Origin of the sequence: Embleya sp. NPDC059237, from assembly GCF_042754105.1 — a bacterium.
GTDB lineage: Bacteria > Actinomycetota > Actinomycetes > Streptomycetales > Streptomycetaceae > Embleya.
Map to the genome: position 1 here is coordinate 51,178 of NZ_JBHZAE010000002.1, position 24,616 is coordinate 75,793.

General features: G+C 69.9%; 28 protein-coding genes. 14 read left to right on the forward strand and 14 right to left on the reverse strand.

Annotated features, from left to right (window positions below):
• Positions 1 to 2: 2 nt before the first annotated feature.
• The 6 genes from ACFXKZ_RS07300 to ACFXKZ_RS07325 form a co-directional block, all read right to left on the reverse strand.
• Complete coding sequence (locus ACFXKZ_RS07300; RefSeq protein ID WP_379997422.1) at positions 3 to 473, reverse strand: DUF6238 family protein; 471 nt, start codon at positions 471 to 473, stop codon at positions 3 to 5.
• Between the two features lie 37 nt (positions 474 to 510).
• Entirely contained in the window at positions 511 to 1,971 is a 1,461-nt protein-coding gene (locus ACFXKZ_RS07305; protein ID WP_379997424.1) for an SCO6880 family protein, read from the reverse strand.
• A gap of 91 nt (positions 1,972 to 2,062) precedes the next feature.
• Complete coding sequence (locus tag ACFXKZ_RS07310; RefSeq protein ID WP_379997426.1) at positions 2,063 to 3,766, reverse strand: ATP-binding protein; 1,704 nt, start codon at positions 3,764 to 3,766, stop codon at positions 2,063 to 2,065.
• Between the two features lie 28 nt (positions 3,767 to 3,794).
• Positions 3,795 to 4,472, reverse strand: a complete 678-nt coding sequence (locus ACFXKZ_RS07315) for a hypothetical protein (protein WP_379997428.1) — start codon at positions 4,470 to 4,472, stop codon at positions 3,795 to 3,797.
• The gene (locus ACFXKZ_RS07320; RefSeq protein ID WP_379997430.1) at positions 4,469 to 4,777 is read right to left on the reverse strand and encodes a DUF6112 family protein; all 309 of its coding nucleotides are present in this window, start codon (positions 4,775 to 4,777) and stop codon (positions 4,469 to 4,471) included. The genes ACFXKZ_RS07315 and ACFXKZ_RS07320 overlap by 4 nt, the downstream gene beginning before the upstream one ends.
• Before the next feature lie 108 nt (positions 4,778 to 4,885).
• Positions 4,886 to 6,091: a C40 family peptidase gene (locus ACFXKZ_RS07325; protein WP_379998659.1), complete on the reverse strand. Its 1,206-nt coding sequence runs from the start codon at positions 6,089 to 6,091 to the stop codon at positions 4,886 to 4,888.
• A gap of 691 nt (positions 6,092 to 6,782) precedes the next feature.
• Here ACFXKZ_RS07325 and ACFXKZ_RS07330 point away from each other — a divergent pair.
• The 14 genes from ACFXKZ_RS07330 (at position 6,783) to ACFXKZ_RS07395 (ending at position 17,271) form a co-directional block, all read left to right on the forward strand.
• Positions 6,783 to 7,508 (forward strand): DNA-methyltransferase, encoded by a 726-nt coding sequence (locus ACFXKZ_RS07330; protein WP_379997432.1) that lies wholly within the window; start codon positions 6,783 to 6,785, stop codon positions 7,506 to 7,508.
• A gap of 87 nt (positions 7,509 to 7,595) precedes the next feature.
• The gene (locus ACFXKZ_RS07335; RefSeq protein ID WP_379997434.1) at positions 7,596 to 8,270 is read left to right on the forward strand and encodes a DUF4913 domain-containing protein; all 675 of its coding nucleotides are present in this window, start codon (positions 7,596 to 7,598) and stop codon (positions 8,268 to 8,270) included.
• A gap of 19 nt (positions 8,271 to 8,289) precedes the next feature.
• Positions 8,290 to 9,051: a hypothetical protein gene (locus ACFXKZ_RS07340; RefSeq protein WP_379997436.1), complete on the forward strand. Its 762-nt coding sequence runs from the start codon at positions 8,290 to 8,292 to the stop codon at positions 9,049 to 9,051.
• A complete protein-coding gene (locus ACFXKZ_RS07345; protein WP_379997438.1) occupies positions 9,048 to 9,509 on the forward strand; it encodes a type II toxin-antitoxin system RelE/ParE family toxin in 462 nt (153 codons plus the stop codon). The genes ACFXKZ_RS07340 and ACFXKZ_RS07345 overlap by 4 nt, the downstream gene beginning before the upstream one ends.
• Before the next feature lie 19 nt (positions 9,510 to 9,528).
• Positions 9,529 to 10,059 (forward strand): hypothetical protein, encoded by a 531-nt coding sequence (locus ACFXKZ_RS07350; RefSeq protein ID WP_379997440.1) that lies wholly within the window; start codon positions 9,529 to 9,531, stop codon positions 10,057 to 10,059.
• 46 nt (positions 10,060 to 10,105) lie between these two features.
• Complete coding sequence (locus ACFXKZ_RS07355) at positions 10,106 to 10,945, forward strand: winged helix-turn-helix transcriptional regulator (RefSeq protein WP_379997442.1); 840 nt, start codon at positions 10,106 to 10,108, stop codon at positions 10,943 to 10,945.
• Positions 10,942 to 11,802 carry a DUF317 domain-containing protein gene (locus ACFXKZ_RS07360; RefSeq protein WP_379997444.1) on the forward strand — a complete coding sequence of 287 codons (861 nt, stop codon included), beginning with the start codon at positions 10,942 to 10,944 and terminating at the stop codon, positions 11,800 to 11,802. The genes ACFXKZ_RS07355 and ACFXKZ_RS07360 overlap by 4 nt, the downstream gene beginning before the upstream one ends.
• Positions 11,803 to 11,881: 79 nt before the next feature.
• A complete protein-coding gene (locus ACFXKZ_RS07365) occupies positions 11,882 to 12,745 on the forward strand; it encodes a DUF317 domain-containing protein (RefSeq protein ID WP_379997446.1) in 864 nt (287 codons plus the stop codon).
• Between the two features lie 238 nt (positions 12,746 to 12,983).
• On the forward strand, positions 12,984 to 13,409 hold the full coding sequence (locus ACFXKZ_RS07370) for a hypothetical protein (RefSeq protein ID WP_379997448.1): 426 nt from the start codon (positions 12,984 to 12,986) through the stop codon (positions 13,407 to 13,409).
• A 506-nt stretch (positions 13,410 to 13,915) separates the two neighbouring features.
• Positions 13,916 to 14,323, forward strand: coding sequence for a DUF317 domain-containing protein (locus tag ACFXKZ_RS07375; RefSeq protein WP_379997450.1), 408 nt, complete (start codon positions 13,916 to 13,918; stop codon positions 14,321 to 14,323).
• A gap of 88 nt (positions 14,324 to 14,411) precedes the next feature.
• Positions 14,412 to 14,753, forward strand: a complete 342-nt coding sequence (locus ACFXKZ_RS07380; RefSeq protein WP_379997452.1) for a DUF317 domain-containing protein — start codon at positions 14,412 to 14,414, stop codon at positions 14,751 to 14,753.
• A 616-nt stretch (positions 14,754 to 15,369) separates the two neighbouring features.
• Positions 15,370 to 16,194, forward strand: coding sequence for a hypothetical protein (locus tag ACFXKZ_RS07385; RefSeq protein WP_379997454.1), 825 nt, complete (start codon positions 15,370 to 15,372; stop codon positions 16,192 to 16,194).
• Positions 16,195 to 16,345: 151 nt separating this feature from the next.
• Positions 16,346 to 16,573: a hypothetical protein gene (locus ACFXKZ_RS07390; protein WP_379997456.1), complete on the forward strand. Its 228-nt coding sequence runs from the start codon at positions 16,346 to 16,348 to the stop codon at positions 16,571 to 16,573.
• Complete coding sequence (locus ACFXKZ_RS07395; RefSeq protein WP_379997458.1) at positions 16,570 to 17,271, forward strand: Sua5/YciO/YrdC/YwlC family protein; 702 nt, start codon at positions 16,570 to 16,572, stop codon at positions 17,269 to 17,271. Before ACFXKZ_RS07390 ends, ACFXKZ_RS07395 begins: the two co-directional genes overlap by 4 nt.
• A 724-nt stretch (positions 17,272 to 17,995) precedes the next feature.
• Here ACFXKZ_RS07395 and ACFXKZ_RS07400 read toward each other — a convergent pair.
• From ACFXKZ_RS07400 to ACFXKZ_RS07435, 8 genes are all read right to left on the reverse strand, one after another.
• The gene (locus ACFXKZ_RS07400; protein ID WP_379997460.1) at positions 17,996 to 19,747 is read right to left on the reverse strand and encodes a relaxase/mobilization nuclease domain-containing protein; all 1,752 of its coding nucleotides are present in this window, start codon (positions 19,745 to 19,747) and stop codon (positions 17,996 to 17,998) included.
• Positions 19,744 to 20,271: a plasmid mobilization protein gene (locus ACFXKZ_RS07405; protein WP_379997462.1), complete on the reverse strand. Its 528-nt coding sequence runs from the start codon at positions 20,269 to 20,271 to the stop codon at positions 19,744 to 19,746. The genes ACFXKZ_RS07400 and ACFXKZ_RS07405 overlap by 4 nt, the downstream gene beginning before the upstream one ends.
• 128 nt (positions 20,272 to 20,399) lie before the next feature.
• A complete protein-coding gene (locus ACFXKZ_RS07410; protein ID WP_379997464.1) occupies positions 20,400 to 20,624 on the reverse strand; it encodes a hypothetical protein in 225 nt (74 codons plus the stop codon).
• Between the two features lie 133 nt (positions 20,625 to 20,757).
• Positions 20,758 to 21,726, reverse strand: coding sequence for a DUF2637 domain-containing protein (locus tag ACFXKZ_RS07415; protein ID WP_379997466.1), 969 nt, complete (start codon positions 21,724 to 21,726; stop codon positions 20,758 to 20,760).
• The gene (locus ACFXKZ_RS07420) at positions 21,723 to 22,247 is read right to left on the reverse strand and encodes a WhiB family transcriptional regulator (protein ID WP_379997468.1); all 525 of its coding nucleotides are present in this window, start codon (positions 22,245 to 22,247) and stop codon (positions 21,723 to 21,725) included. Before ACFXKZ_RS07420 ends, ACFXKZ_RS07415 begins: the two co-directional genes overlap by 4 nt.
• Before the next feature lie 91 nt (positions 22,248 to 22,338).
• Positions 22,339 to 23,061: an ATP-binding protein gene (locus tag ACFXKZ_RS07425; RefSeq protein ID WP_379997470.1), complete on the reverse strand. Its 723-nt coding sequence runs from the start codon at positions 23,059 to 23,061 to the stop codon at positions 22,339 to 22,341.
• The gene (locus ACFXKZ_RS07430) at positions 23,058 to 24,134 is read right to left on the reverse strand and encodes a hypothetical protein (RefSeq protein WP_379997472.1); all 1,077 of its coding nucleotides are present in this window, start codon (positions 24,132 to 24,134) and stop codon (positions 23,058 to 23,060) included. The genes ACFXKZ_RS07425 and ACFXKZ_RS07430 overlap by 4 nt, the downstream gene beginning before the upstream one ends.
• Positions 24,135 to 24,500: a hypothetical protein gene (locus ACFXKZ_RS07435; RefSeq protein ID WP_379997474.1), complete on the reverse strand. Its 366-nt coding sequence runs from the start codon at positions 24,498 to 24,500 to the stop codon at positions 24,135 to 24,137. It abuts the gene before it with no gap.
• Positions 24,501 to 24,616 lie beyond the last annotated feature (116 nt).

Below are 24,616 nucleotides of genomic sequence, written 5' to 3' on the forward strand. Positions count from 1 at the left end.
CTCTACTTCTCCTTCGTGTGGTGGGCCGGTCCCGGTGCGCTCTTGCGCAGGTCGGCGGGTGTGGCGTGGCGGCGGACTCGGGTCAGGGCCGCGATGTGGCGTTGGCACACGGTGAGTTCCGGTGCGCCTTCGGGGGTGCCGCGGCGGCAGACGTCGCGGTCGGGTGTGGCACCGTCGGTGTGGGGCGCGTGGTGGTAGGCGTGGTGGAGTTGTTCGGCGGCTTGCCACAGGTGGGTGCGGGCGGCCTTGAGGTGGTCGCCCTCGGCGTCGGCGATCGGCGTGGTGCGGGTGGTATGGGCGTCGATCAGGTGGTGCAGTGCGATCAAGTGGCCGTGCAGGTCGTCGAGTTCGTCGCGGGTGGCGGCGCCGGTGAGGCTCGGTAGGTCGATGGTGCGGTGGCAGTCGAGGGCGATCGCGGCGAACAGGAGGAAGTTCGAGTCCGGTGCGTGCGGCTGTTCCGGGATGCGGGGCATGGCGTCCGTCTTTCGCGGTGGGGTGGGTGACGGCGCGTCAGGCGGCGCGGGCGATCGGCAGGGCAGCGGTTGTGAACGCTTCGCTTTGTTGCCAGGTCAGGCGGCGCAGGTCGACCAAGGCCGCGACGGCGGCGGTTTCGATCTGTGCGCAGGCGGCGTCGAGGTCCTTGCCGGTCTCGGCGCTGACGGTGACCAGTCCGGTCAGGGCGACGTCGGCGTGGCCGGCGATGAGTTCGCGTTCGCGCTGCTTGATGTCGGCGTACTCGACGCTGTCGGATTCGCTGTCGACTTGGCCCTTGCGGATGCGTTCGTTGGCGTCGGCGATCACCGTTGCCTTGCGGCGCTGGACGTCGCGCAGCGCCGATTCCAGGCCCTGTGGGGTGTAGACGAGGGAGAGGGTGCGGCGGACTCCCGAGGTGAACAGCAGCTGGTGGAGGAATCCCGAGTGGGTTTCGGTGCGCGGCCAGTTCTCGATCCAGAACGTGGCGTGGTGGGCGGTGTCGGTGCGGATGCGATCCGCCTCCTCGACGACAACCACCGGTCCGGCCGCCGCCGGTTCGGCCTGGGCGCGGCCCTCGTCGGACCAGCGGTCCAGCGCGGTCAGGGACGCGGGGTCGTAGGCGGTGCGTACGACGGCGGCGATCTCCTGGGCGGTTAGCCATCCGTTCGGTACGACGCCCGCCGGTCGTGCGGCCTGGTCGAAGGTGGCGGTCAGCTGGGCGAGGACGGCAAAGGCGCCGGTGAGGCCACCTCCGGCCTGGTTGATCAGGCGACGGGCCGCGGTGAGGTCCAGCGCGATGGCCACGTACGCCTCGTGGGGTGCCGCCGCCGGGCCTGCGGCGGTGAGCAGGTCGGTGTAGATGTCAGCCGCGAAGGGCGCGTCCGGGTTGCCGTTCTCGGCCCAGTACCGCTGGACGGCGTCACCGCTGGAGGGCACGGTGCGCTCCAGGACCTGGACCCTGGCAACCTGCCCGGTCCGCGCCATCGACGCCAGCACTCGGCCCCAGCCGTGCACGTTGTGGTTCTGCGTCGCCGGGTCCAGGAGAGCGAAGGCGCGTGAGGCGACGCGGACGACGGCGGTCAACGTGGCCGCATGCGGGTCGTGGACCGCTGCGAGTTCGCCGTTGGCGGCAGTAACCACACGCGCCGACGCGGCGGTCCCCGGCAGGTGCAGGACGCCGTCTCGGCGCGGCCGTGAGGCGGGGCGGGCGAGCCAGACGAGTTGGCCGCGGGCACGGCGGCGGGCGTAACGGCCGGCGATGGGCGCCCATTCGGCGAGGGATCGGCCTCGGTATCGGACGATCACGAGTGCGGCCAGTAGTCCCCATAGGGGGATCAGCTTGAGGGCTGCGAGCAGGCCGAGGGTGAGCATGGTGGCCAGGAGCAGGACCCCGATGGTGGCGGCGACGATGAGCTGGGGCCAGGCGAGGCCGAGGAGGACGCCGCGCCGGGAGCGGTGCGGAAAGCGCACGGTGGCAGGGATCTCTTCGGGAGTCATGGGTGGTTCCTTCGACGGATGGTCGGCGGGGCGGGTGCCGTGCCCGCCGCCCATGGGGATAGCGGCGGGCACGGCTGTCGGATGGCGTCCGTCAGTCGCCGGTGGGCGGCTCGTCCGGGTACACCCAGCGGTTCGGCGTCGCCGAACCCTGTGGGGACGGACCCGTGCTTCCGGCCCCGGGCGCGACACCCGGATCGATCGGCACGGGCGTCGCGGCCCGTCCACCTCGCGCTGCGGGCGAAGGAGTTGCCCCTGTAGCGCGCGGCGCGGAAGCCGGAGCCGGAGCCGGAGCCGGAGCCGCCGAGGAAGATCCGCCTTGAGGTGCGGACCTCAAGGGTGATCCCGGGCGAACCGAGGCGACGGCCGGTGCCGAACCTCCGCTCGGAGGTGGCGTCGATCCCGACTCGGGTGTCGCCGCGACGCCTACAACCTCTGTCGTCGGGCCGGACGCACCGCCGGTTGGCGCGGGTGTGGATTCCGGTGCCGCAGCCGACCCGGAATCGGGGGTGGCCGGGGCGCTCGCCGAGGCGGACACACCACCGGTGGGGGCCGGTGCCGAGTCGGGGACCGCTGCGGAGTCGGACTCGGGCGCCTTGATCGAGGGGCCCGCTTCTCCCGCCCGGCGGATCAGGGGCTGGCCCTGGTCTCCGTCGGACTGTGGCCTCTTGATGAGTGGCTTGCCCTTGTCGCCCGGAGCGCTCGGGTCCTCGCCGAACTTGAACCGCGTAGGACCTCCCCCACCACCATTGCCTCCGCCAGAGGGGTTGATCCCCCCGATGACGCCGTCCTTGCCCATGCCGGGGAACTTCAACGGACCTTGCGGGGATCCATGCTTGGCGGCGGCGCCCATCGCCATGCCGCCCGCCTTCTGCGCAGCCGCCGCAGCGGTGGACAGCCCCGTAGAGCCACTGCGGTGCAGGTCATGGCCGTTGCCGCCCTCCCCGGCCCAGTGGATGAACTTGTACGTCACCATCGGGCAGCAGAGGACGATCGCCATCACGACGATCCCCGCCATCGCGTCGCTCAAGGCCGCGAGGCCGTCAGAGGTGTCCGACTTGCCTATGGCCGCGACGCCAAGGACGAAGACGATGGTCATCAGAAGCTTGCTCACGACGAGTGTCGCGGTGGCCTCGATCCAGCCGCGCCGCCAGCGGCGTGCGGCTTCCCAGCCGCCGCCGGCGCCCGCGAAGACGGCCAGCGAGACCATGATCAGGATGGACACCTTGCGGAAGACCATCACGCCCCAGTAGAGGAAGCACGCCACGGCGCACCCCAGGGCGACCAGCGCGGCGACGGCCCAGCCCAGCGGATACATCGAGCCGAAGCTGGACACCTGGACGATCCGGCGGATCGACGCCTCGATCGAGGTACCCGCGGCCTGGAACAATCCGGCGGACAAGGCGTCCACGACGGTCAGGGCGACGGAGGTGAAGGCGATCGCGCCGAATTGGAACATCACGCCGATGACGGTGCCGGTGACCGCCTGCGCGAGTGCGCGCTCATCCCGGCGGATCGCGGCCCGGATGAGCTGTGCGCAGAACGTCCCGACGATCATGACCAGGCCGATGGGCAACAACAGCGCGTAGTTGTCGCGGAACCACCCGGCGTTCAGATCGACGCCGGTGGTGTTGTCGACGGCGCGTGCGGCCAAGTCGGCTGCGCTGGCGGCGAGTTCGCCCATGCTCTTGGCCATCCACGCGCCGATGCCGTCCGTGATGGCCGCGCCGGTGCTGGAAACGACGCCCCCGACGGCGTCGCAGACCTTGTCGACCAGGGGCACATTGCAGACCCCCATGGGGTTTCCTCCTTTCTACGTGGATGGGTCAAGGTGCGATGTTCGGCGTGATGCCGACGAGTGCGCAGTCCTTGTCCGGACGGCACTGGACGGCGAGTGTCACCGTGCGCGGTTCCGCGCCGCCGCCCGAGCCGTTCCAGCGGATGGTCTGCTTGCCGGTGACGGTCACCGCGTAGGCGTAGGCGTCGGTGATCCGGTCGGGCTCGGCATTGAGCGCGGCGGTGAACGAGGCCGGGATGTGGCCTTCCGCGACGTCGGCCGTGGCGTACTGGCCGCCGTCGCGCATCCGCGACCACAGAACCGGATCCGGAACCGCGCGGGCGACGGACTCCCCGTCGGCGTAGTCCCTCTCGCGGGTCAACCAGCCTTGCAGAGCGACGAGATGCCCCGACTGCGTGTCGACGCGCGTGTCGTACGACCAGAGCTGCTTCGCGAACGCCTTGGCGAATACCACCGGGTCCGAGGTCCGCGAGGGACTCGCAATCGGGGACGCCGGAGCATCCGCGCCTCCGGCATTCCCAGGCACCGCCGCGGGGTGCTTCGACGACCCGGATCCGCGACGGGACGGCGCGTCGTCGGTGGTCGCCCAGGCCAGCAACGCGGTGGCCGCCATCAGGACGAGCAGCACGGTGCTGCCCAGCAGGATGCGGGTGCGCATGTCCAGGTTCGCGCCGAACGCGACCGGGTCCTTCGTACGGCCCTTCACTGGATCTTGGTGCCCATGGCCGAGAAGAACGCGACGATGCCGTTGGCCCCGCCGAGCAGCAACGCGGCGCCGCTGCAGATGAGGACGCCCTTCTTGCCGTTGGCCTCGGCCTGGTGGGAGCCGGAGTGGTTGCCCCAGGCCCACACGGCGCCCGACACGCACAGGGCGCCGACGATCGCGATGATCCCGAAGAGGTTGACCGAGGAGACGACGTCCTTCAGGACGGACAGGCCCGGCAACCCGCCCTCCTTCGGCTGGACACCGGGGTCGAAGGCGAGGTTCTGGGCCTTTTCGAGCAGCTTCATGAGAACTCCTGGCGCGGATGCGCAATCAGAGGGAGGAGCGCCGCGGCAGAGCGCCTGCGGCGAGAGGTCGCGCGGCACGTGCGGCTGCGCGGAAGGGCTGTGGCCGGATCAGCCGGTGACGATGCGGCGGGCCGCGAGGATCTGCGGCTTCCAAGCGGCGATGGTCGCGACCCGGGTCACGTCACCCGTCTTGGGCGCGTTGACGATCAACCCGCCGCCGATGACCATCCCCACGTGCTCGGGGACCGCCGCAGTACCGCGCGTGAACACGAGGTCGCCAGGGCGAAGGTCGGTGACGGCGACGGCCGTACCTTCGTTGACCTGGGTGTACGTGGTGCGGGTGAGCTGGATCCCGGCCGCCGCATACGCCCGCTGCATGAGCGAGCTGCAGTCACAGCGACCCATCGGATCCGGTCCGTGTGGATCCATACAGGTGCCGCCCCACTGGTAGGGCGTACCGAGCTGGCCCAGCGCCCACCGGATCGCCGTCTGCACGGCGGGCGGCGCGTCCGTGGGGATCGCGTAGCCGTCCGGCAGCGCCCCGGCGGGAATGGTGCCGAACCCCGATCCGTCACCGCCGGCACCGGACCCGGCCGTCGTCCTGCAGCCGGCCAAACCGGCTCGGGCAGGGGGCGGGGGCGGTGCAACCGGCGAAGAGGGCGTGGTCGAGGTGGGCGGAGTGGTCGCGGGCGGTGCGGGAGCGCCGGGCGTCGGCTGGTCGACGAAGGTCGGGCCGACGACGGGCGGTGCGGTGGGGTTCGTCGGCGGGGTTGCGTTCTGGGGCAGGACTCCTTCAATGGCCCTCTGGAGTGCTGTGGCCAGGGGTTCCCACTTGTCGTACGCGTCGGGGAACCCGGACTGCTGGACGGTCTGGGCGGCCTGACCCAGCGTCAGCTGCTCCCAGCCCCGGACCTTCTTGAGGGCCGTGTAGAACTTCGTACTCGAATAGACCGGATCCATGATCTGCTCGACCGAGCCCCAGCCCTGAGAAGGGCGTTGCTGGAACAGACCGACCGAATCCCGGTCCCCGTAAGGCAGGTTGATCAGCGTCGACTCCTGCATCGCCACGGCCAAGGCGATGGTCTGCCCACGGGCCGAGACCTTCAGGGCCTGTCCGGTCGCAACGATCGTCTGGGCGTTGGGGATCTGTTCGCGAGGGTTGAGCAACTGCGGGATGTACACGTTGCCGCTGAGCCCGGCCAGGATGCGTTTGACCTCCTCGGCGATCGCGGCCGAGTCGACCGCACCCTCTGTGGTGGTGGCGCACTTGGCGGACGCGGTGCCCGACAGCGCGATCACGATCGGGGTGATCATCACCAGCGGCGATAGGGCGATCGCTCCGACAACGAGGCCCGCCTTCTTCACGGACGACCCTCGCGCATCCGCCCGGGCCATGAGAGTCGCTGCACCGCAGGGGCTCCCGGCGGCCGTATCCCTTGTGATTCCATAACCCCTCGATTCATCGGCGAATGCACACCGCTGCTCGGTTTCCGATCGCAACGCGTACCCGACTCCGTCCGGACATCCGGTGTTGGTACACCGAGAATCCGATTCGCCCCACCTGGACACGGGGCATCGCATGCGACGTCAATCCAATCCGCACAATCGACGCCATGCCGCTCCACGGATTTCGCCTCACGGTCCAGGAGTTTCGGTGTCGGGTCTTCCCTTGGAGCACGACCGGAGACTAGACCCGAGCCGTGACGCCGCAAAATCGCGACGACTCACGGTTCCACGTGATTCGACGAGTGCGGACTGCGTGGCATCGTGCGGCATTACCAGGTGCCCCCGAGGCTACCCACCTGCAGATTCATTGCGGGCGGGGCTGCTCTCGGCCGCCGGTGGACGACGCTGCGGCAGAGTCCGCGGCGTCCCCGATGAATTCGAGAGTGCGATTTTGCGGCGTCACACATCGGGTCTAGTCTCCGTTTCCCATCGCCGGCGTGAATCGCTCATCAAGATCCCGGGATGATCTCCTCAGTATTCTGCGAAAGGCCGCACGCCTATGCCCTACACCTTGCATCGAGGGGATGCCTTGAGCGTCCTCTCGACGCTTCCGGACGATAGCGTGGACGCGCTCGTCACCGACCCGCCATACAACAGCGGCGGGCGCACCAGTTCGGACAGGACCACACGCAGTGCGCGCTCGAAATACACGTCCGAAAAGGGCGGGCTCCCGGATTTCGGCGACGAGAACAAGGACCAGCGCGGTTTCACCAGGTGGATGACCGAGATCCTGCGCGAGTCGTACCGGGCCACGGTTCCCACGGGTACCGCGATCGTGTTCATCGACTGGCGGCAGCTGCCGTCGCTCACGGACGCGATGCAGATGGCCGGGTGGACGTGGCGCGGCGTCGCCGCCTGGCACAAGCCGGCGTCCCGGCCGCAGAAGGGCCGCATCAAGCAGTCCTGCGAGTTCATCGTGTGGGGCAGCAAGGGAAGGGTCGACGCCGCCCGAAATCCGGTCTACCTGCCCGGTCTGTACACCGCGTCACAGCCGCGCAAGGACCGTAAGCACATCACGCAGAAACCCTTGAGCGTGATGCGCGAGTTGGTCACGCTCTGCCCGCCGGGCGGGACGGTCCTTGACCCGTTCGCGGGTTCGGGCACGACCGGAGTCGCGGCCCTGATGGAGGGGCGGCGCTTCATCGGCGTCGAGTACTCGCCGCAGTACGCGGACATCGCCGAGGCACGACTGGCCGGGACCGCCCAGTACGAACTCGCGGCATGACTCCGAGCGGCCGGGTCGACGCCCGGCCGAGGATCGACCCGGCCGCTCGGCCGGCCGCCCCCGCCTCCCGAGAAAGGGCATCTCCCCATGACCGGAACCGACTGCGAGCCCCTGCCTCCGGACCCGCGTCCTTCCGATCCCGACGCCGACGGACCCGAACGTGACACCACCTCGGTTGCGTCCGAGGACGTCGCGACGGAGGAACTGTGGGCCATCATCGACCGGCTGACCCGCGAACTCCTCGCGCAGCGCCAGGTACTGGACCATCTCACGGTCGCGAACGAGGACTTCGACGACGCCGCGCATGAACCGCCGAGCGCGGACGGCGCGAGGAACGAGTCAGCGTCGACGAACACGTCGATCTGCATCCTGGCATTCGATCCGCCGCAGTACGCCGCCGAGTTGGCCGCATTGCGCATGTGGGTCGAGGACCTACTGCTCCCCGTATACGGACGCGAGACCAGCACCAACCGGCCCTGGTGCTCGCAGTGGCAGGAGCACCCCGAGGCAGTGGTACGCCTGCACGGCTTGTGGCTGGCATTCCAGCAGCTCACCGACGCCGACGCCGGTCTCACCGGCCCGGCGACCTGGCACCGCGACTATCTCGACCCCACCCTCGCCCAACTGCGCGACCCGGCAGGACCGTTCGGCGCATGCACCACCAACGCGGCCCGCCCCAATCACCGGCTCCTGGCCGGCCCCGCCGCCGCACCTGTAGCCACCCTCGCACCCGCCCTCGTCGACCTGCCGTCGGCGGCCTGAACCTCGTCCGAGGAGTTCCGTGTACGACTTCGACCTGGAGGACTGGACCCCAGCCGACGACAGGGTGGCAAAGGCCATCGAGGACCTGTGGCTCCACGCACCCGACCTGCATCCGGTCGCCGCACAGATCGCGCCGGACGGCAACGAGCAGTTCCTGGCGCTCGGCGATCTGGCCACGCCCTGGAGCCCCGACGGCTACCCGTGGCTTCGCGTGGTGCACATCGCGCGGGACCCTTGGACGGCCACGGTCCACGTCGAACACGCACGCGCCGCCACCCTCGCCCTGGCCGAGGGCTGGCTTCTGGAGCGCGGTGCCGACCCCGATCGGCTGGTTCGTGATGCCGACCAACTCGCACCCGCCGACACCGTCACACGCGAGATCGAGCGCCGCACCCGCGACGCCGGCAACCGGCTCCGCCTCCTGGCGCACTCCGGCGCATACGACACCGACCAGGACGTCGAGACCTGGGTTCTCATGCACGATGACGCCCCCGTTCATGCCGAACTGCCCTTCGTGGTGCAAATCGAACGGATACTTCGCGAACCCTGGGCCTACGCAGTGCGCGAGGAATGCTTCCCCGACCGGGATACGGCAGAGCAATGGATCACCACCCGCGAAGGCTCCCGGTCACAGCCATCCGCCGCCGACTCGTCGGGCCGCACACAAGCGGCGGCCCACAGCCGCACCGCGACGCCGTCGTGCCCGGGGCCCACCGGACCGACCGTGGCCCATCTCGCGCAACGACCAGGCACTTCCCCGACGACCGGACCCGGTCGATGAGCGTCGTGCGGTGGGGCTTCAACGCCCTACCCGAAGCCATCGAGGACCTGGACCGCATGCCCCGCCACATCCGGGCCGACGCCCTGTCCCTGATCCACGACGTCATGCGCACCCACATCCGCGGCCCCCGGCTCGACAACCAGCAAACCCGCGAACTCGACGGCTGCCGCAAGCTCTACGTCGGCCCCGCCGCCGACTGGCGCGTGGTGTACATCGAAATGCCACAGCCCTCCGGCCCCCGCGACCACCGGGACATCGTCATCGTCGCGGCCGGCCCCCGCGCCGACCTGAGCGTCTACGAAACCGCAGCGGCCCGCCTGCGTACCTGCCGGCCCGGCGGCGACCGCACCCCTCAAGCGGCCCGCGCCCGCTCCGCCCACGCCGGCCCCTCACCCACCACGCCCGCCACGCGCATCCCCGCCGCCGCACCTTCATCGCGCACGGCATCGCGCCGCTGAGCCACCCGCACGAGGCCCCATGGACAACGAACTCCCCCCGCCCGTCCCGCTCATGGGAACCCGCGTCCTGGACGAACTCCTGGGCGCGGACGCTTTGCGCACCCTGCGGCATCGACGCCACAAGAATCCCGCTCAGGAAGAGCTGGCCTCGCTGATCGTCCAGCGCGCACTCAACCTCAACACCCGCGACCTCGTCTTCCGACAAGTCGCACACGCCGCCGCGAAGATCCTGGCGGCGGTGGGCACCACTGCCGAAACACCACCGGGAACCACATCGGGCGTGGCGACCGCACGGATCGAATTCCTGGCGGGAGAACGCGAACAGGCCCGCTACCACTTGGGCCTGCTCATCGGCGCCTATCGCGCCTGCACACCTCCGCTCCTTCCTCCGGAGCGCGAACAACGCAGGGCTCGCGAGGTCGGTCCCGAGCACCGCACGCTGTCGGTCGTGTCCAACCCGGCCGGTGACACCGCGAATCGAACGAGTCGGCCCCCCGTGCCAACGCCCACCGCGCAACCCCCGGAGGCCGGCCGCCGCCGGGTTCGCTGACACCGAACGTCCACTGCCGCCACCGCACCCGCCCCCAAGGACCGTCATGCCTACGATCGCTCCGCCGCGCGCCGACGAACGCACCGAACGTGCCGTGGCAATCCTCCATCCCCGTTGGTCGACCTGGGTCCTGCAGACCCTCGCGCACGCAGCCGACACACACCTGCGCGCGGGCGAAATCGCCCGCGCGCTGCCCTGGATCGCCGACGGAGGCGTCTCGCGGCGGCTGGGAATCCTCGCCCAAGACGGCCTCGTCGAAGCCGTCACCCGCCGAGGTAAGCCCGGCTACGCCCTCACCGCAGCCGGCCGGGCCCTCGAACCCGCACACGCGTCCCTCGCCGCCTGGTCGCAAAAGCACTTGCCACACAACAACCCCGTGCCCGCCGCAGAAGCCACCGAAGAAGCCCTCGCCGTACTGAGGAATCGACACACACTCCCGATCCTCCAGATCCTGCGTGATCGTGAGCTGGTCCGATTCAGTGAACTCAAGGAGGCAATCACCGGGATCCAAGACCCCCTCCTGGCCCAGCGACTCCACCAACTCCAGCACAACGGCGTCATCGCCCGCACCAACGGATGGCGCGGCCACTACGCGCTCACCGACCGCGCACGCGCCCTGGAACCGACCATCGGCGAACTGACCGTCTGGGCCCATCACCACGTCGCTTCCGCCGACGTTCCAGCCACCCGGACAGCGGCCAATCCCACCGCAGCCACAGTCCTCAGCGCGCCCTCGCGTGCTGCGGCCCGGACAGCGGCAACCGGCCGCAGCACAGTTCACGCCGCCACGTTCGCAGTGACCTTCTCCCACCCTGGCGACGCTCTGGGGCCCGGCGCGGCCACCCCGACCGCCGCCGGGCCACGGCACGGTGGGATACGCCGGTGACGCCCGAGGAACTCGACGCCCTCACCGCCCACGACGACCTCGAAGAGCTGTTCGTCTCGCCACGCCACCTGGCCGGGTCACGCGCCGACGGGGACGGTGCTATCCGGCCCTTGCTGAACGCAGGTTGGTCCCACCGGTACGACGAGCTCGGAAACGTGTACGTCGACTCGCCCTGCATGAGGGTGCGAGTGGCCTTCACGCCCGAAGGCGACGACATCGGACTGTGGCACGTCACCGCCGCCACTCTGCCGATGCACCTGCCCAAGTGGAAGATGGTCGCCGACGCACAGGTCCCGATCGAGGCCGTCGCGGGATTCACCACCGCCTTGGCCGCGAGCGTCACAGCCGAAGGTGACGAGTTCCTGGTCGCCCCGTTGGGCGCCACGCCGGGCTGGTATCCGCTCTCCGAGGCGGGTTGGCGGGAACGATTCATCGGCACTCGAGCCACCTTCGTCTCGCCCGAGGGCGCGGCCCAGCTGATCTGTAACCGCTCCCCCAGCTCCTACGCCGGGGAGATGTCGAGCGGTCCTCACGCCTGGGACCTGGTGATCGGGGACGGCCGGTATCGCGATCACGCCACGTTCACCAGCGACACCCCCGCGCACTTGATCGCCGCGTTCAGCACAGCCCTCGCCGATCCCGCTCCCGTCCCGCGCACCCGGCGCGAACTCCCGAAGGAGCACCTGCGCTACCTCACTGCGGCACTCGCCATCACCGCAGATGCAGGGCCCGAATCGGCGTGCGCAACCGCGGCGGCAAGCCGCAGCACCACCGGCGCCAAGGCGACACCCACCGTGCCCACGCTTCCGACCGGAGCGATCGTCGCGGCACCGCCTCGCTCGACAGCGAAGCGATAGCACGTGGCCGGTCCCGATTGCCGTCGCCGTATGGCCGTGCCACGTCGCACGGATCGAACCACATCGCCAGGGAGCGCAGTTGCACACGTACTCGGAGATCTCCGTAGTCCTGGAGGAGGACGTCCTTTGCGAAGCGTGGATCTCGCCCCCGTACCTGGCCGGGATGGGCGACAGTGACCATGCCTTCCGCGTCCTCGAAACGGATTTCGGGTGGACGTGGACCAAAGACCCCGGTCACACCGAGAGCGCCCACAGCCCGTGTGACCGCGCCAGGGTCACGCTCGCCAAGCGGGAAGACGACCCGGACGAGCAGTGGGACTGGACTATCCACGTCGACCCCGGTTTCGGTCCCGACGAAGCATGGCGAGCAGAGTTCGAGCATGAGACCCCGGTGGAAGTCGTTCGCGCAGCTGCCACGACCATCGCCCGCGACCTCGCAGGAGACGAACCCACCCGAACACCGACCGACATCGCCCTCACTGCGGTCGTGGACGGCGCAGGTTGGCCCATCCGCCTGTACGGCCACACTGCGGTGGGCACGATGGCTCCGGACGGCCTTCTGGCCATCACCCGCTCGTACCCCTCATCCGGACCGCGCGCCGACGACTGGACGTGGCATCTTCGCGCCGGCGAGGTCGACGACATCGTCTGGGCCGGACGCTTGTCCGCGTCGATGCCCCACCACGTGGTCACCGCCGTGGTGGACGCCCTCACCGACCCTCAACCCGTCCTGCGCGAGGCCCGCTGGCTCCCCAATTCTTCGCTCCACCTGATCAGAGTGCGCCCTTCCCACTGGGTGCCCACCGCAGCAATGAACACCGCAGCCGTGCCGCCGGCCCGCGGAACACACGTTCCGGTGGGCCTCACTCCGGATCAACTTGTTCTCGCCGCCTGGCACCACGCGAACAACCCACCGACCACCTCGTCCGCTCCGCCCCGATGACCAACCGCGCCGGTCACCAACGGAATTGACGCGATGCGCAGGACCACGGCCACTGGCGCGCCGAACCGCCGCCGCGCTCCATCACCACCCTGAAGGTCCCGACCATGGCACCCGACCCCTCCGCCGACCGTGGTGGCATCCACGCGATACCTCGACCCGGCACCCACCTCGCAGTCACGGCCCTTGGCACAACGCCACGGGAGGTGATAACAACCTTCCGCCTGACAGCCCACACCTGGTGATCGTCAAGCTCGTCCAACGAGCCGCGACCCATCTCGACGGCCTCGATGACGAGTTCCGCCACCACGCCCAGTGGCTGGCCACCGACCTCATGCACGCCGCCGACTGCTCCCACCGCCTGCTGAACCCATCCGGAGTGGTGCAGATGGCAGGGCAAAGGATCGACCTCCTTGCCACCCTCATCAAGGACGCCGACACCCACCTCCAGGCACTCCTGGACGCTTACACCGACCTCGGCCCCGCACCCGCCCACGCGCCAGTCCGGCCCACCCCCGCCCACACCACCAGCACCGAGGCCGCGCAGACGCGCGCCGCAGCAACCCGCCGAAGCCCCACACCCCAAGATCACGTCCGCCCCACCGAGACCGCGCCCGTGACCAGCAGCCCGGCATCGCACGGCATCACATCGCGAGCACGCCGCTGACCCCACAACCCCCATCGGGCCTGGGAGCACCGTGTTCATCCCCGGGCGATAGAACACCGATCATCGCGACCTGAAGTAAGACACCCTCGCGGACGAAGGCTGAGCCATACGCCCGACCCCGCCCGGTGAACGAGTTCATGCCCGCCTGCCCCTCACCCCGGCACCGCTCACGCGTGGCCGCGGCGCAGCGAGCCGCACCACAACACCGGCCCGACCGTCCACGCCGCCACAAGGCGCGGTAACGCCCCACGCCCTTCGGGCCGTCGGCAACTCTGCGCGGCCATAACGCCGTTGACACGACGTCGCCGCATCCGATGCCCAGCAACACGCTGCCCCGGCCCGGGTTTCTTTCCCGGCCGGGGCAGTTCCATTTCCGAATGGATCCTGTCAATCAACCTGTTCGCCCACGGCAGACGCACACGACTGGATACCACCCGCCAACCGATGCCAACGTACGGACGTCGGTGAATCCACCGGCAACTCCGCAGGTCAGCGAAGGATTCCAGATGTTCGACAATGGCTCCCACCACTCCCCCAGCAACCCTGCCGAGGCGACCTCCAGCGGTCTGTACACGGACGCTTCGCCCCTTTCGATGTCCCCCAGAGCTGAGCGGATGTGGCTCACCGACCCTGGTGACGCGCACCCCGTACTCGACATGCTGCGTGGCGCTGGCTGGGGCATCGCTTCGGACTCGTCGGCCAACGTCTACACGTCCTCGCCCGACAATTGCGCGTTCATCCGGTTCACCCCCGAACACCCCGGCGGACGACGCGGTCCGCTGTGGGAGGTCACGGTCGACGACCATCGGGGCTACGACTGGACCCAGACGTTCGACAGCAGCACACCGAACGAACTGGTCCACGCGTTCGTCACAACCCTGCTCACTGCGCAGCGGGCCACCGAGTCCGTCTGATCCGACCGGCAGTCGACCAGACCCGATGTCGAAGGGCCCGCCTGTGCACCTGACTCTCCTTCCCCCGCCAGCTCGCCAAGTCCCAGCAGTGACCGCCCACTCGGCTTCCGTCCACATGGAGGGGGATCGCTGGATAAAGGGGGCGGGCACTCCCTATCCCGTGCTCGACCTCCTGGTCGCGAACGGCTGGTCGATCGTTCTCGACCACCGTGCCGACGTACACGCCGCCTCCCCCGACGGCCGCGTCTACATCGGCTATCTCCCGGAAGCCCCGGACACCCGGCTCGGCGACCTGTGGCACATCACGGTCGAGGGCACCCCGGACAGGCCCGGCTGGGAACAGGTCTTCGACGCGGCCGTGCCGGCCGAGGTCATCGCCGGCTTCGTCGCCGCCCTCTTGGCGGCACACGATCGACCCGACGAATTCTGAGGTCCTTCTCGCAGCACGCCGGAAACCGGGCCGCCTCCCGCTATCCCCGAAGGGACCCCGCACTGCTGACACCCCACGAGTACGCCCTGATCCGCGCCCGCGTCATCGGCGGCAGCGGGGCCCGTGGTCGGTCCGGACCGAAACTCGCGGCCGGCACGCCATCGTTCGCCTCTTCGACCGCCGTGAGCGCATCGTCGCGACCACCGTCGCGTGCCTTCACGACGAGTCCGACACGCTGGAACGGGCGGAGAACGATCTCCTGTTCATCGCCCACGCCCACGAATGGACCACGAGCCTGCTCGCCGACATCGTCCAACTGACGGAGCAACTGCGCGTGGTGGAACACGCGACCGCAGCCCGCCGAGGTCTCACCTGACGTCCCCATCCCCCTGACTACGCGCGAGACCAGCCGCACACGCGAACAGCGTGCGCGGCTCTCGTCGATTTGTACGGAACGGGGATCCCCGTGCGAGCAAGACAAGCTCCCGTGAGTGCACGTCCGGTGAAGCATCGTTCACTCGCTGATGGCCTACGACTGTCCTGAGGTCTGTCAACATGATCTCCGGTACCCGGACGTAGGGAGTGGTGTCGGTGGATGTGGTGCGGGAGTCGGCGGGTGCCGGGGGGGGTGGTGTTCTGGGAGGAGTCGGCCCGGGACGGCGCACAGGCGAAGACGCTGATGACAGCGGACTTCCGGGTGCGTTTAGCGCATGAGACGGGCCGCGTGTTCGGTTCGGACGGGCCCCGGCACGTGGTGCTCGCGGCCGGTTTCCCCGCCGTGTGCGGGGACGAGTTCGAAGCCGTGCGGCAGGTTGCGGTGGAAGCCGAAGGCGCGGTGAGCGTGGCGGCCGTGTGCCGTGGGGCGCAGCGGGACCTGGAGCAGGCGGTGGCGTCCGTGAGGGGCAGCCGTCACGCCCGGGTGATGGTGGTGGTGCCCGCGTCGGAGGCGATGGCGCAGGTGATGGTCCATCGCACCGCGGCGGAGGCGCTTCAGGCCGGCGTCGATCTCGTGAAGCGGGCCCGCGATCTGGACGAGGCGGTCGCGGTGGACGTGTGCCTGGCGGACGCCTCCCGTGCCGACCACGCCCTGATGGCGCACCACGCGCAGGCGATGACCGGCGCGGGGGCGGGTCTGGTCGTCCTGGCGGACACGGTGGGCGCCCAACTGCTCTCCGACTGCCGGGAGATGTTCCGGCGGGTGCGTGCGGAAGCAGGCCGTGACGTCGTGTTGGCCTCGCACCTGCACAACGATCTCGGACTGGGTCTGGCCAACACCCTGGAGGCGTTGGCCGCAGGGGTGCGGGTGGTGTCCTCCTCGTGGCTGGGCATCGCCGAGCGGGCCGGCATCGTCGCCACCGAACATTGCTCTTCCTGCTCGCCCGGCACGCCGACGAACTGCTCGGACCCGACACCACGCCCTGGTGGATCCCGCCCGATCTGACCCGACTCCCGGTCATCGCACGGATGGTGGCCGAGGAGACCGGTGTCCCGCTGACCGTGACCACACCGATCGTCGGAACCGGGGTGGGGTCCATCTCCCCGGCACGCCCTTCGTCCACCCTGAACTATTCCAGCCGTACGACCCCCGGGAAGTGCTGGGCATCGCCCCGCGCGTGGTCCTCACCCACCTGGCCAGTGCCCGGGTCGTCACCGCCGTGGCCACCCGCCTCGACCACACCCTCGACCGCGAACAGACCCACGCCGCGATGACGTGGGTCAAGGAACGCGCCTACCGCACCGGCCGAGCCGTGATCGAGGACGACGCCTTCGCCGACTACCTCGCCGGCCTCACCCACCACCACGACGGAGGCACACCGTGAGCCCCGACCTCGCCGCACAGCGGGCAACGACCGGCATGGACGACGTCCGACGAGCCCTGCGCGCAGGCACGGCCGTGGTGCTGCCGAACCCCCCTCCCCTGACCCACGTCGTCACCGCCACCACGCCCCACAGCGTCAACGAGGCCAAGACACGACCCCCGGGCCAGCCCGTCGCCCTCTGGGCCCATCACGCCGAGACCCTCCAGGCCATCACCGCCTGCGCCGAACTCGCCCCCGCACACCTCGCCCTGGCCGCCCGACTACTGGCCGAGGAACACCTCACCCTGCTGCTGCCCCTCCGCGCCGGGGCCGATCGACCCGCCTGGCTCACGCCCGCCTGCAAGAACGACCGGGTACTGCTCTTCGGCACCCGCTGGCAACCACTCGCACCGCTCCTGGACGAACACCCCGTGCTGTACGTGAGCAGCGCCAACCGCACCGGCCACCCACCCGCCGCCACCCACGACGAAGCACTGGCCATGTTCCCCGCCACCGTCCCCGTCCTGCGCCCGCCCCACCCCGCCACCGGCGACGACGACCCGGCGAACGCCCCCGCCCTCCGCGCGACGACCACCGTGGCCCTCCACCCCGACGGCCGCCTGACCCTCCACCGCCACGGCGCCCAGGACCGGCCCTACCCGAACCCGGACGACTACCTCACCCACCTGCACGAACGCTACGCGCCCCCACTCCCCTGAAGCAGACCGTCTCCGGGCTGTGACTGCCGGGGTGGACAGACCCCCAAGGCGAGCAGGGCGCTGCCACCGGTGCGGTTACGGACCATCTCGCTCCAGATGCCGCCGGCGAACTCCCTGGACAGGGATGTTCTCTCCCGCAGATCACCGAGGGCCCGATCTCGGCGGTGATCCGATGCACGGGCCTCGGCGAACCCAGGGAGCGATCCCTGCGGGCACCCCCGCCCCGGCAAGAGGCAAAGCGCAAGGCGCCTCCCTCTATCGACTAGAAGTACGTTCCGCGCAAGGTTCCGTCGAATCCCATGGACATAACCGCCTCTTCGAAAGAGGACCAGTACCGATCAGGAGGTCCGACGCCCAGCTCGTCGAACGCCTCCGTGGTCAGCTCGCGTTCGTGCCACTGGTAGGCACATCTACATCGGATCCACACGTTGCCGCGGTGGAGGATAACCAGCCAGTCACGGCGTGCGGAGCAGGAAGGGCAGCGGATCGGGATTCCTCGGGCGCGCAGTTCATCCGAGTGTTCGGTGCACCGTACGAGGTCGTCGTGATCGTAGGTACGGGGGTCGGGCATGGGGTTGAGGTTGAGCGGCACTTCCGGATCGGGCTCGGGCTCGTGATCGGGTCGCTGCAAGGCGGGCCTCTCCGTAGGGAAGGAACACCATGGACTTCGAAGCGGACGAAGTCCATGGTGTTCAGGATCACTTCCGGGAGGCTCCTTTGCAGGTCACCGACGGTTTGTGTGCCGTGGGGCGTCGAACTGGGTGGGGGTCGCTGCGGGTGCCGGGGCAAGTTTCGGCGAGGTTGAGGCGCGCTTGGTGACGCGTCGAGAAGTGGGTGCGGGGAGTTGGGCGATGTGGCGCAGTCGCCAGACAAGGACGTCGGCGGTGTTGTCGGCGCTGTTGAGTTCGCGCATGGCTGCCGCTTCGGCGAGGAGTGCCTGCGGGTCGTATCCGGCGCGTTCGACCTGGTCCAGAGTGGCAGTCAGCGCGTTCCATAGAGAGTCCTCGGCCGGGCCGATGACTTGGTCCGGCAGGACGGTGGCGATCGTGTCTCGGTGACGGTCGCGCTCAGGAGCCGGCAGGGACCGTCCCGCATCGTGCAACGCCCGCATCGGTGGTGCGGCAGCGTTGCGGTAGGCGGCGCGCAGGTGTCGAGCGCTGGCTTGTGCGGCTGCGGCCTGTTGGGCATGGCCGTGGGCGGTGTGCCAGCGTGCGGCGGCCACAGCGACCAGGACGAGGGTGCACAGGACGGCGGCCGTGGCCGCGCCGTCCTCGCCACGGCCCAAAGCTCCCCCGGCGTAGACGATTTCGCGGGCGACAGAGCGCAGCGCGCGTTGGTCGGCACGTCCCGCGCGAATGTGAGATCGACTGGCACGTTCGAATTCACGTGCGGCAGCTCGTAGTTCGGCGCGGACGTCGGCGGAAGCGGTCTGGGAAAGCGCATCGAGGACTTCACCGACCCCAATCAGGCCGGCGGCCGTGCCTGCGTCGTCCTCCGCGTCGAAGACGGCAGCGGCACGGTCGAGGGCGTCGGTCGCCCGGTCTCGCGCTTGCGCCGGCCGCAAGCGCGTGGGTTGCGCGCGTCCGCTCCTGTGGGGCCGCTCTTGTGTGGTCCCGGTGGTGATCCACATGTCTTCAGGGTCATGGTCGAGACGGCGTCGGATGGCGGGCAAGGACAGGTCGGGCGCGAGTTTGGAACCGGCGTACCAGATCGGTTGGCCCTGGGCGTTGTGATCGCCGGGCAACGCAACGGTGTAACCGATGATGTCGCCGGAGGGTGCGCGGCGTTGATTCACCCGGACACCTTCGCCGCGCAGGCGGGTGAAGAATTCACTCTCGTCGGCGGCGCCGGCGAGGGAGCGGCGGACGGCTTCGCGGAGGAGTTCGCGTGGGGTAGATTCGAGGCTGCGGCGTGCGGCCTTGTGGCGTTCGGCGCTGGTGGGGCGCCTGGCTGCGGTGCCGTCGCCTGCGGCGAGTTCGCGCAGGCCCAGGTCTTTTTCGATGCGGCGGGCTTCGGCTTGGGCGCGTGGGGCGTCGAAGTCGAGGTCCGGTCGGTGGCCGTCTTCGCGGACGAGGTTGGCGATGATGTGGATGTGGTCGTCGGCGTGGCGTACCGCGACCCATCGGCATCCGGCGTCGTCGCCTTCGGGGTCGATGCCGGTGGCGGCGACGATGCGGCGGGCGATGTCGCCCCATTCCTGGTCGGTCAGGATGCGGTCGGTGGCTGCGGCGCGCACGGAGCAGTGCCAGACGTGTGCGTTGGGTCGTTCGTCCTTGGGCAGGGCGAGCAACGGGTGGTCGAGGACGCGTTCGAGGGGTTTGAGGGAGTCGCTGGGGTCGCGTCCGGGGTCGGGTGCCATGCCGTCGAAGGACGCGACGATGTGCGGGTCGACGTGTTCCTCGGCCTTTCCCGGGCCGTAGAGGTAGGCGAGCAAGCCGATCGTGCGGGGTCCGCGTTTGTGAATGCGTGGGATCACCCGGCGGCGTCGCGGTGGTCGAGGAGGCGGTCGGTGGCCGCGTCCAGGCGGGTGACCGCGTTCATCACGGCGGTCAGGACGGTCGCGGCATGGGGAGCCTCGGCGCCGGAGTTGAGGAGCTTGGCGATCTGGTTCAGGTTGTTGCCGACCTGGGCGAGGTGGCGGCGGGCGGCGAAGAGTTCGGTGACCAACTCGCGTTCACCGGCCACTGCGGCGGCCGTGGTGTTCAAGTCGCGGGCTGCGGCGAGGGCGGCGTGGGCGAGGAAGCCGGCGGGCGTCATGCCGCAGGCGGCTGCGGCTGCGGAAATCAGCGCGAGTTCGTCGTCGTCGAGGCGGGTGCTCTTTTGGTGGGGACGTTTGTGCTGGGGCGCTTTGTGCGGGCGATGGCGCACGCGCGGCTTGAGTTGGGCGGCGTGTGCGCAATCGGTGTCGTGGCACAGGTGTTGGTCGTTCCCGGTCTGCGGTCCGCCCTCGGTCGCAGTCCCCTCCTCCGGCGCCCCCTGGTGCCGGAGGAGGCCCGCCACCCTTGGGGCGGGGCCTCCCAAAGCAATGCTCCCGGCGGGTGCATTGCTTTGGGGATAACTTGCTCCGGCAACGTCGGGAAGCTTTTGACCTGCGGAAATGCTGTCCCCGGGTATGCCTTCGCGCGGGCTCATGCGGTTTCCTCGAGGGCGGTGCGACGGGCGGCAAGCTGCATGGCCGCAACGAAGATGCCTGCCTCTTCCGGGGAGTGCAGGACATCGGGGTAATCCGCCTCGGTACGGCGCACGATCCAACAGCCGTCGGGGCCGTGAGCGGCATCGTGGATCACGTCGAACGCGAGCAGGGCGAGCAACCACGCGTCGATCTCTGCGCGGGTGATCGGAAGGTCGTGCACGGGCTCTCTCCAACAGATGCAGGTGAGTTCGGCAGGGCCGGTGGGTACCCAGCTTGCGCATCGCGGGTCCGGGTACCCACCGCCGAAAGTGGGATGTGGCGGTCGGCGGCTTCGAGGGAAGTGCAGTCGGCGGTCAGCGCAGTTCGCGCATGAGGAGCGTGAGCCGGTCGTTGGACAGCGGGATCCCCTGTCCTCGGATGGCTGCGGCCACGACCTTCCGGGTCACCTGTCCGCTGTCCGCGACGGCTGTCCTGGCCACGGACAGCAGGTCCTCGTCGGTCATCACAGGGGTGCGGTCGGCACGGTCGATCGCATCTCGGACTTGGTCACCGCCCGAAGCGGGTTGGTGACCGGACGGGCGCTTCGGTGCAGTGTCCGGGGCTTGTCCGTGCAGGTCGGGAGCCTGCTCAGGCGGTCGAGGGGGCGGGGCGGCCGGCGCCGTCCGGAGGGTTGTCCCGGTGTCCGGGCGCGGTGACCGGCCAGCTTCCATCGGTGTCCGGGCCTTCTCGGTCAACGAGGGTCCTTCTGCGGTGGAGCGGTTCACAGTGGCCCACCGCTCGATCTTGGGGTCACGAAGCGCGGTCGTGGCCGACACCTGGTAACCGGCGGACGGTAGTCCGGCGGGCTCGGACACCGTGGAGGTGGTCGGTTGTTCGCCGTCGGCGCCGGTAGTGCGTGCGATGAGGATGTACAGGTGCACCGCTCCGGCCAGGGCCAATGGCGCGAGCGTGGACAGGACGCCGACCGTCGTGTCCCCGAGCCGCAGGCCGCCCGCGCCGGCGTCGCCTTGGGCGTTGAGCCGCACGGCGTGCAGGGCGTTGGCCCAGATGCTCGCTGCCGTGGCGGTGCCGAACAGCGTCCAGGCGTAGGCCCTGGCAACCAAGGGCGCCGTGCGCAGGACCAGCAGGGCGCGGATCCCGTAGGCGATGAAGCCGTCGATGAGCAGGGGAAAGAGCAGGGTCAGAGGTCCGCGCACGTGGACGGCCTGGGCCATCTGTCGCAGGGCGTCGTAGGACAGGGCGAAACCGGCGGCGCCGAGCAGCGCTATCGCCGTGCGGTCCAGGGCGGTGACGCGGTGGGGTGGGGCCGGAGCGATGGTCACGCGGCCTCGCTGCGGACGACGATGATCGGCGAGCGGGTGTGACGGCGAGGTCGGCGGCGGGCTTCCCGGATCAGCCGGAGCACCCTCTTGGGCGCGCAGTCCAGGAGCACCGCGATCCGCGCGACAGGCATCCCCGCCGCCCTGGCTTCCACGGCGACGGCGCGTTGTTCGGGCATGGTCAGGTGGATCCGGCGGCCGGCGAGCGCGGCGGTGACGCGGGCGCGGTCCAGGCGGCGGTCCAGGTTGTGGCGGAGCGGCTTGCGCTCCTCCTCGGTGAGGCCGCCGCGGATGCCCCAGCGGTCACCCTCTTCGAGGGAGGCTTCCAGGCAGGTCGAGCGGACGGGGCACCAGTCGCAGATGGCCTTGGCGCGGTTGATGCGTTCGGTGAACTCGGCGCCTTCGCCGCCCGGGAACCACAGGTCGGGGTCGACGTGGCGGCGGCACGACGCGGTGTTCTTCCAGCTCTGGTCGCCGAGCGTGCGGAAGCTCGAGGCGGGTCGAGGCGGGTTGGTGGCGCTCATGGGGATGCTCCGTTCCCCCGCCGTGGCCCGAGCGTGGCAGGCCGGGAGCCGACGGGGTCGTGCGGTCATGGAGGGTGCGACGTGCCGTGCGTCAGGCGGCGTCGCGGGCGTGCGCGCGGTCGAGTTCGCGTTGCGCGCGGATGGCGCGGCGCAGGTCCTCGCCGGTGAGGTGTACCTCGGTGGACATCTCGATCAGTCGGGAGGCGATGCGGTCGCCGAGGTAGGAACCGAGGTGGTCGAAGCGCAGGTTGGTCGTGATCAGGGTCGGGAGCATGCGTTCGTACCGGCGGTTGATCAGCCGGTAGATCAGCTCCTCCGTCCATTCGGACGGCTTGGCCGCGCCCAGGTCGTCGAGGATGAGCAGCGGGCTGTTGGCGATGGCCAGGAATTCGCGCTCGTTGTCGGCGTCCTTGCGGGGGCGCAGGTGGGCGTGCAGGTCGGGCTGGTTGTACGCCGTCCAGCGGGCGGCGCAGCCGGAGGCGATGAGGCGGCGCAGGGCGCCGAAGGCGTTGTGGGTCTTGCCGGTTCCGGTGGTCCCGCCGATCAGCAGGGTCGACCCGGTGGTGATCCTGCGCATGCCGGTGATGCCCCGGTCGGCATTGCGCAGGACCTCGTCGACCCAGGACAGGACGTCGGGGTGCCAGGGCTGGGCGTCGCGGAAGAGCGGCGGGATGCGCTCGCTCGCCAGGCGAAGGGCTTCGCCTCGGGGGTCGTCCGGTTCGAGATGGACCTCGGCGGTCGGGTCGATGCCGCGTGCGGCAAGGATGTCGGCCATGCGCTTGTCGAAGCGGCCGATCGGCTGGGGCTCGGTCACAGCGAGCCCCACGAACCGGTGCCCACCGCGACCAGGTCGGTGACAGGCGGCGAGTTGGTCCAGGGTCGGTACCCGGTACCGCCGGTGCCCGCGCCGGACGTTGGCGGGTTGAGGGCCTCGTTGACCAGGCTCGGAAGGACGCTCGGGTGTAGCGCCTTGGCACGCAGGCGTTCCAGCCCGACCCGGACGGCTTCGGGGGCAATGCCCTCGTCCAACAAGCGGGCGACGAGCTTGGCGGTCTGTCCCAGGACGTCCTTGGGCGGTCGGGTTCGGCAGGCACTCACGTGTTCGGCGATGAGCCGGGAGGCGGTCGGCGCGTCCGTCGGTGTCGAGGGACGGTCATCGAGTCGCTCGGTGGCAGTGGGCGCGGGCGCCTTGCGCCCCCCGGAGGGAACAGGTCCTAGGTCCAAGGTCCCAGGTCCAGGCGCCGAGCCTTCGGTGAGGGCTCGGCGAGTGGTCCCCGAGGACTCGGCGAACGTGTCCCGACCTGCGGATTCGCTGCCAACGGCGACAGGCGAACGCGGCTCGGAGCGAGACACTGCGGTCGGAGTCGCCGGGGCGGCGGTCACCGGTTCGACGTCCCTCGGGGAACCTACGCAAGGCGTTGCAGCCGTGGCGAGAATCCTCGGTGACGGCTCGGCGAGGTCCCGGGAAGCCGTCTTCGAGGCCTCGGTGTCGCGCGAGAGGCGCTTGCACGGCCCGCCGCACTTGGAGCATCGCTGGGTGGCCTGGTGTACCGGGCACGAAGGCCAGTGCGGCGCGCCGGGCTTGTCGATCTTCTGGTGCTCGTCCCAGTTGACGGTGTGCAGGTAGTTCTTGCCGTCGCAGCCGACGTAGCGGCAGATGACCCCGACGGCCGCGAGCTGGCGGAGGTCGTCGGCGACTCCCTCCTCGGGGTGTTCGGTGCGGACGCACCACACCTTGGAGCGGATGAAGGCAGGGTTGTCGCGGATGCGGCCGTAGTCGTCGGAGAACGGCCACAGTCCACTGAAGGTGCGCTCGGCCGACAGGGACACCATGGCCAGCGTGTCCGACTCGTAGAACTCGGGCTTGGTGGTACGGATTCTGGGCATTCAGCACCCCCTCGGTATCGCGGGGGTCAGGCGTCCGGTCGTCGGGTGGAAGTCGTGCGGGAGGTCCCAGGCGACGCCGGGGAAGGCGCGGTCCGCGCGCCATGCGACGGTCGCGCAGAGCTGAACCGGCAGGTCCAGCAAAGCGCCGTACTCGTCGAGCAGGCGCGCGGTCAAGATCCCGCTCGCCTCCAGGACGAGCCGGACCACGGCCGGATCGTCAGCGAGGTCACCGACCAGTCGGCCCAAGTCGTGGTCCACCGCGCGGTCGCAGGGGCAGTGGTCGGAGCAGCAGGGAGGCGGTGTTGTGGCGTGGACCTGCTCCGCGGCGCCGGCTGCGGGCAGGTCTGTACGCACGATGTCGGTCATGCGAGAATCCCCGAATCGTAAGTGAAGCCACCGGCACGGCCCTCGACAGTTGGGCCGGTCGCTTCGGTTATGGAGTATCCGAGCCTCTTCGTGGGGTTCGAGCGCGGCGTCCGGGG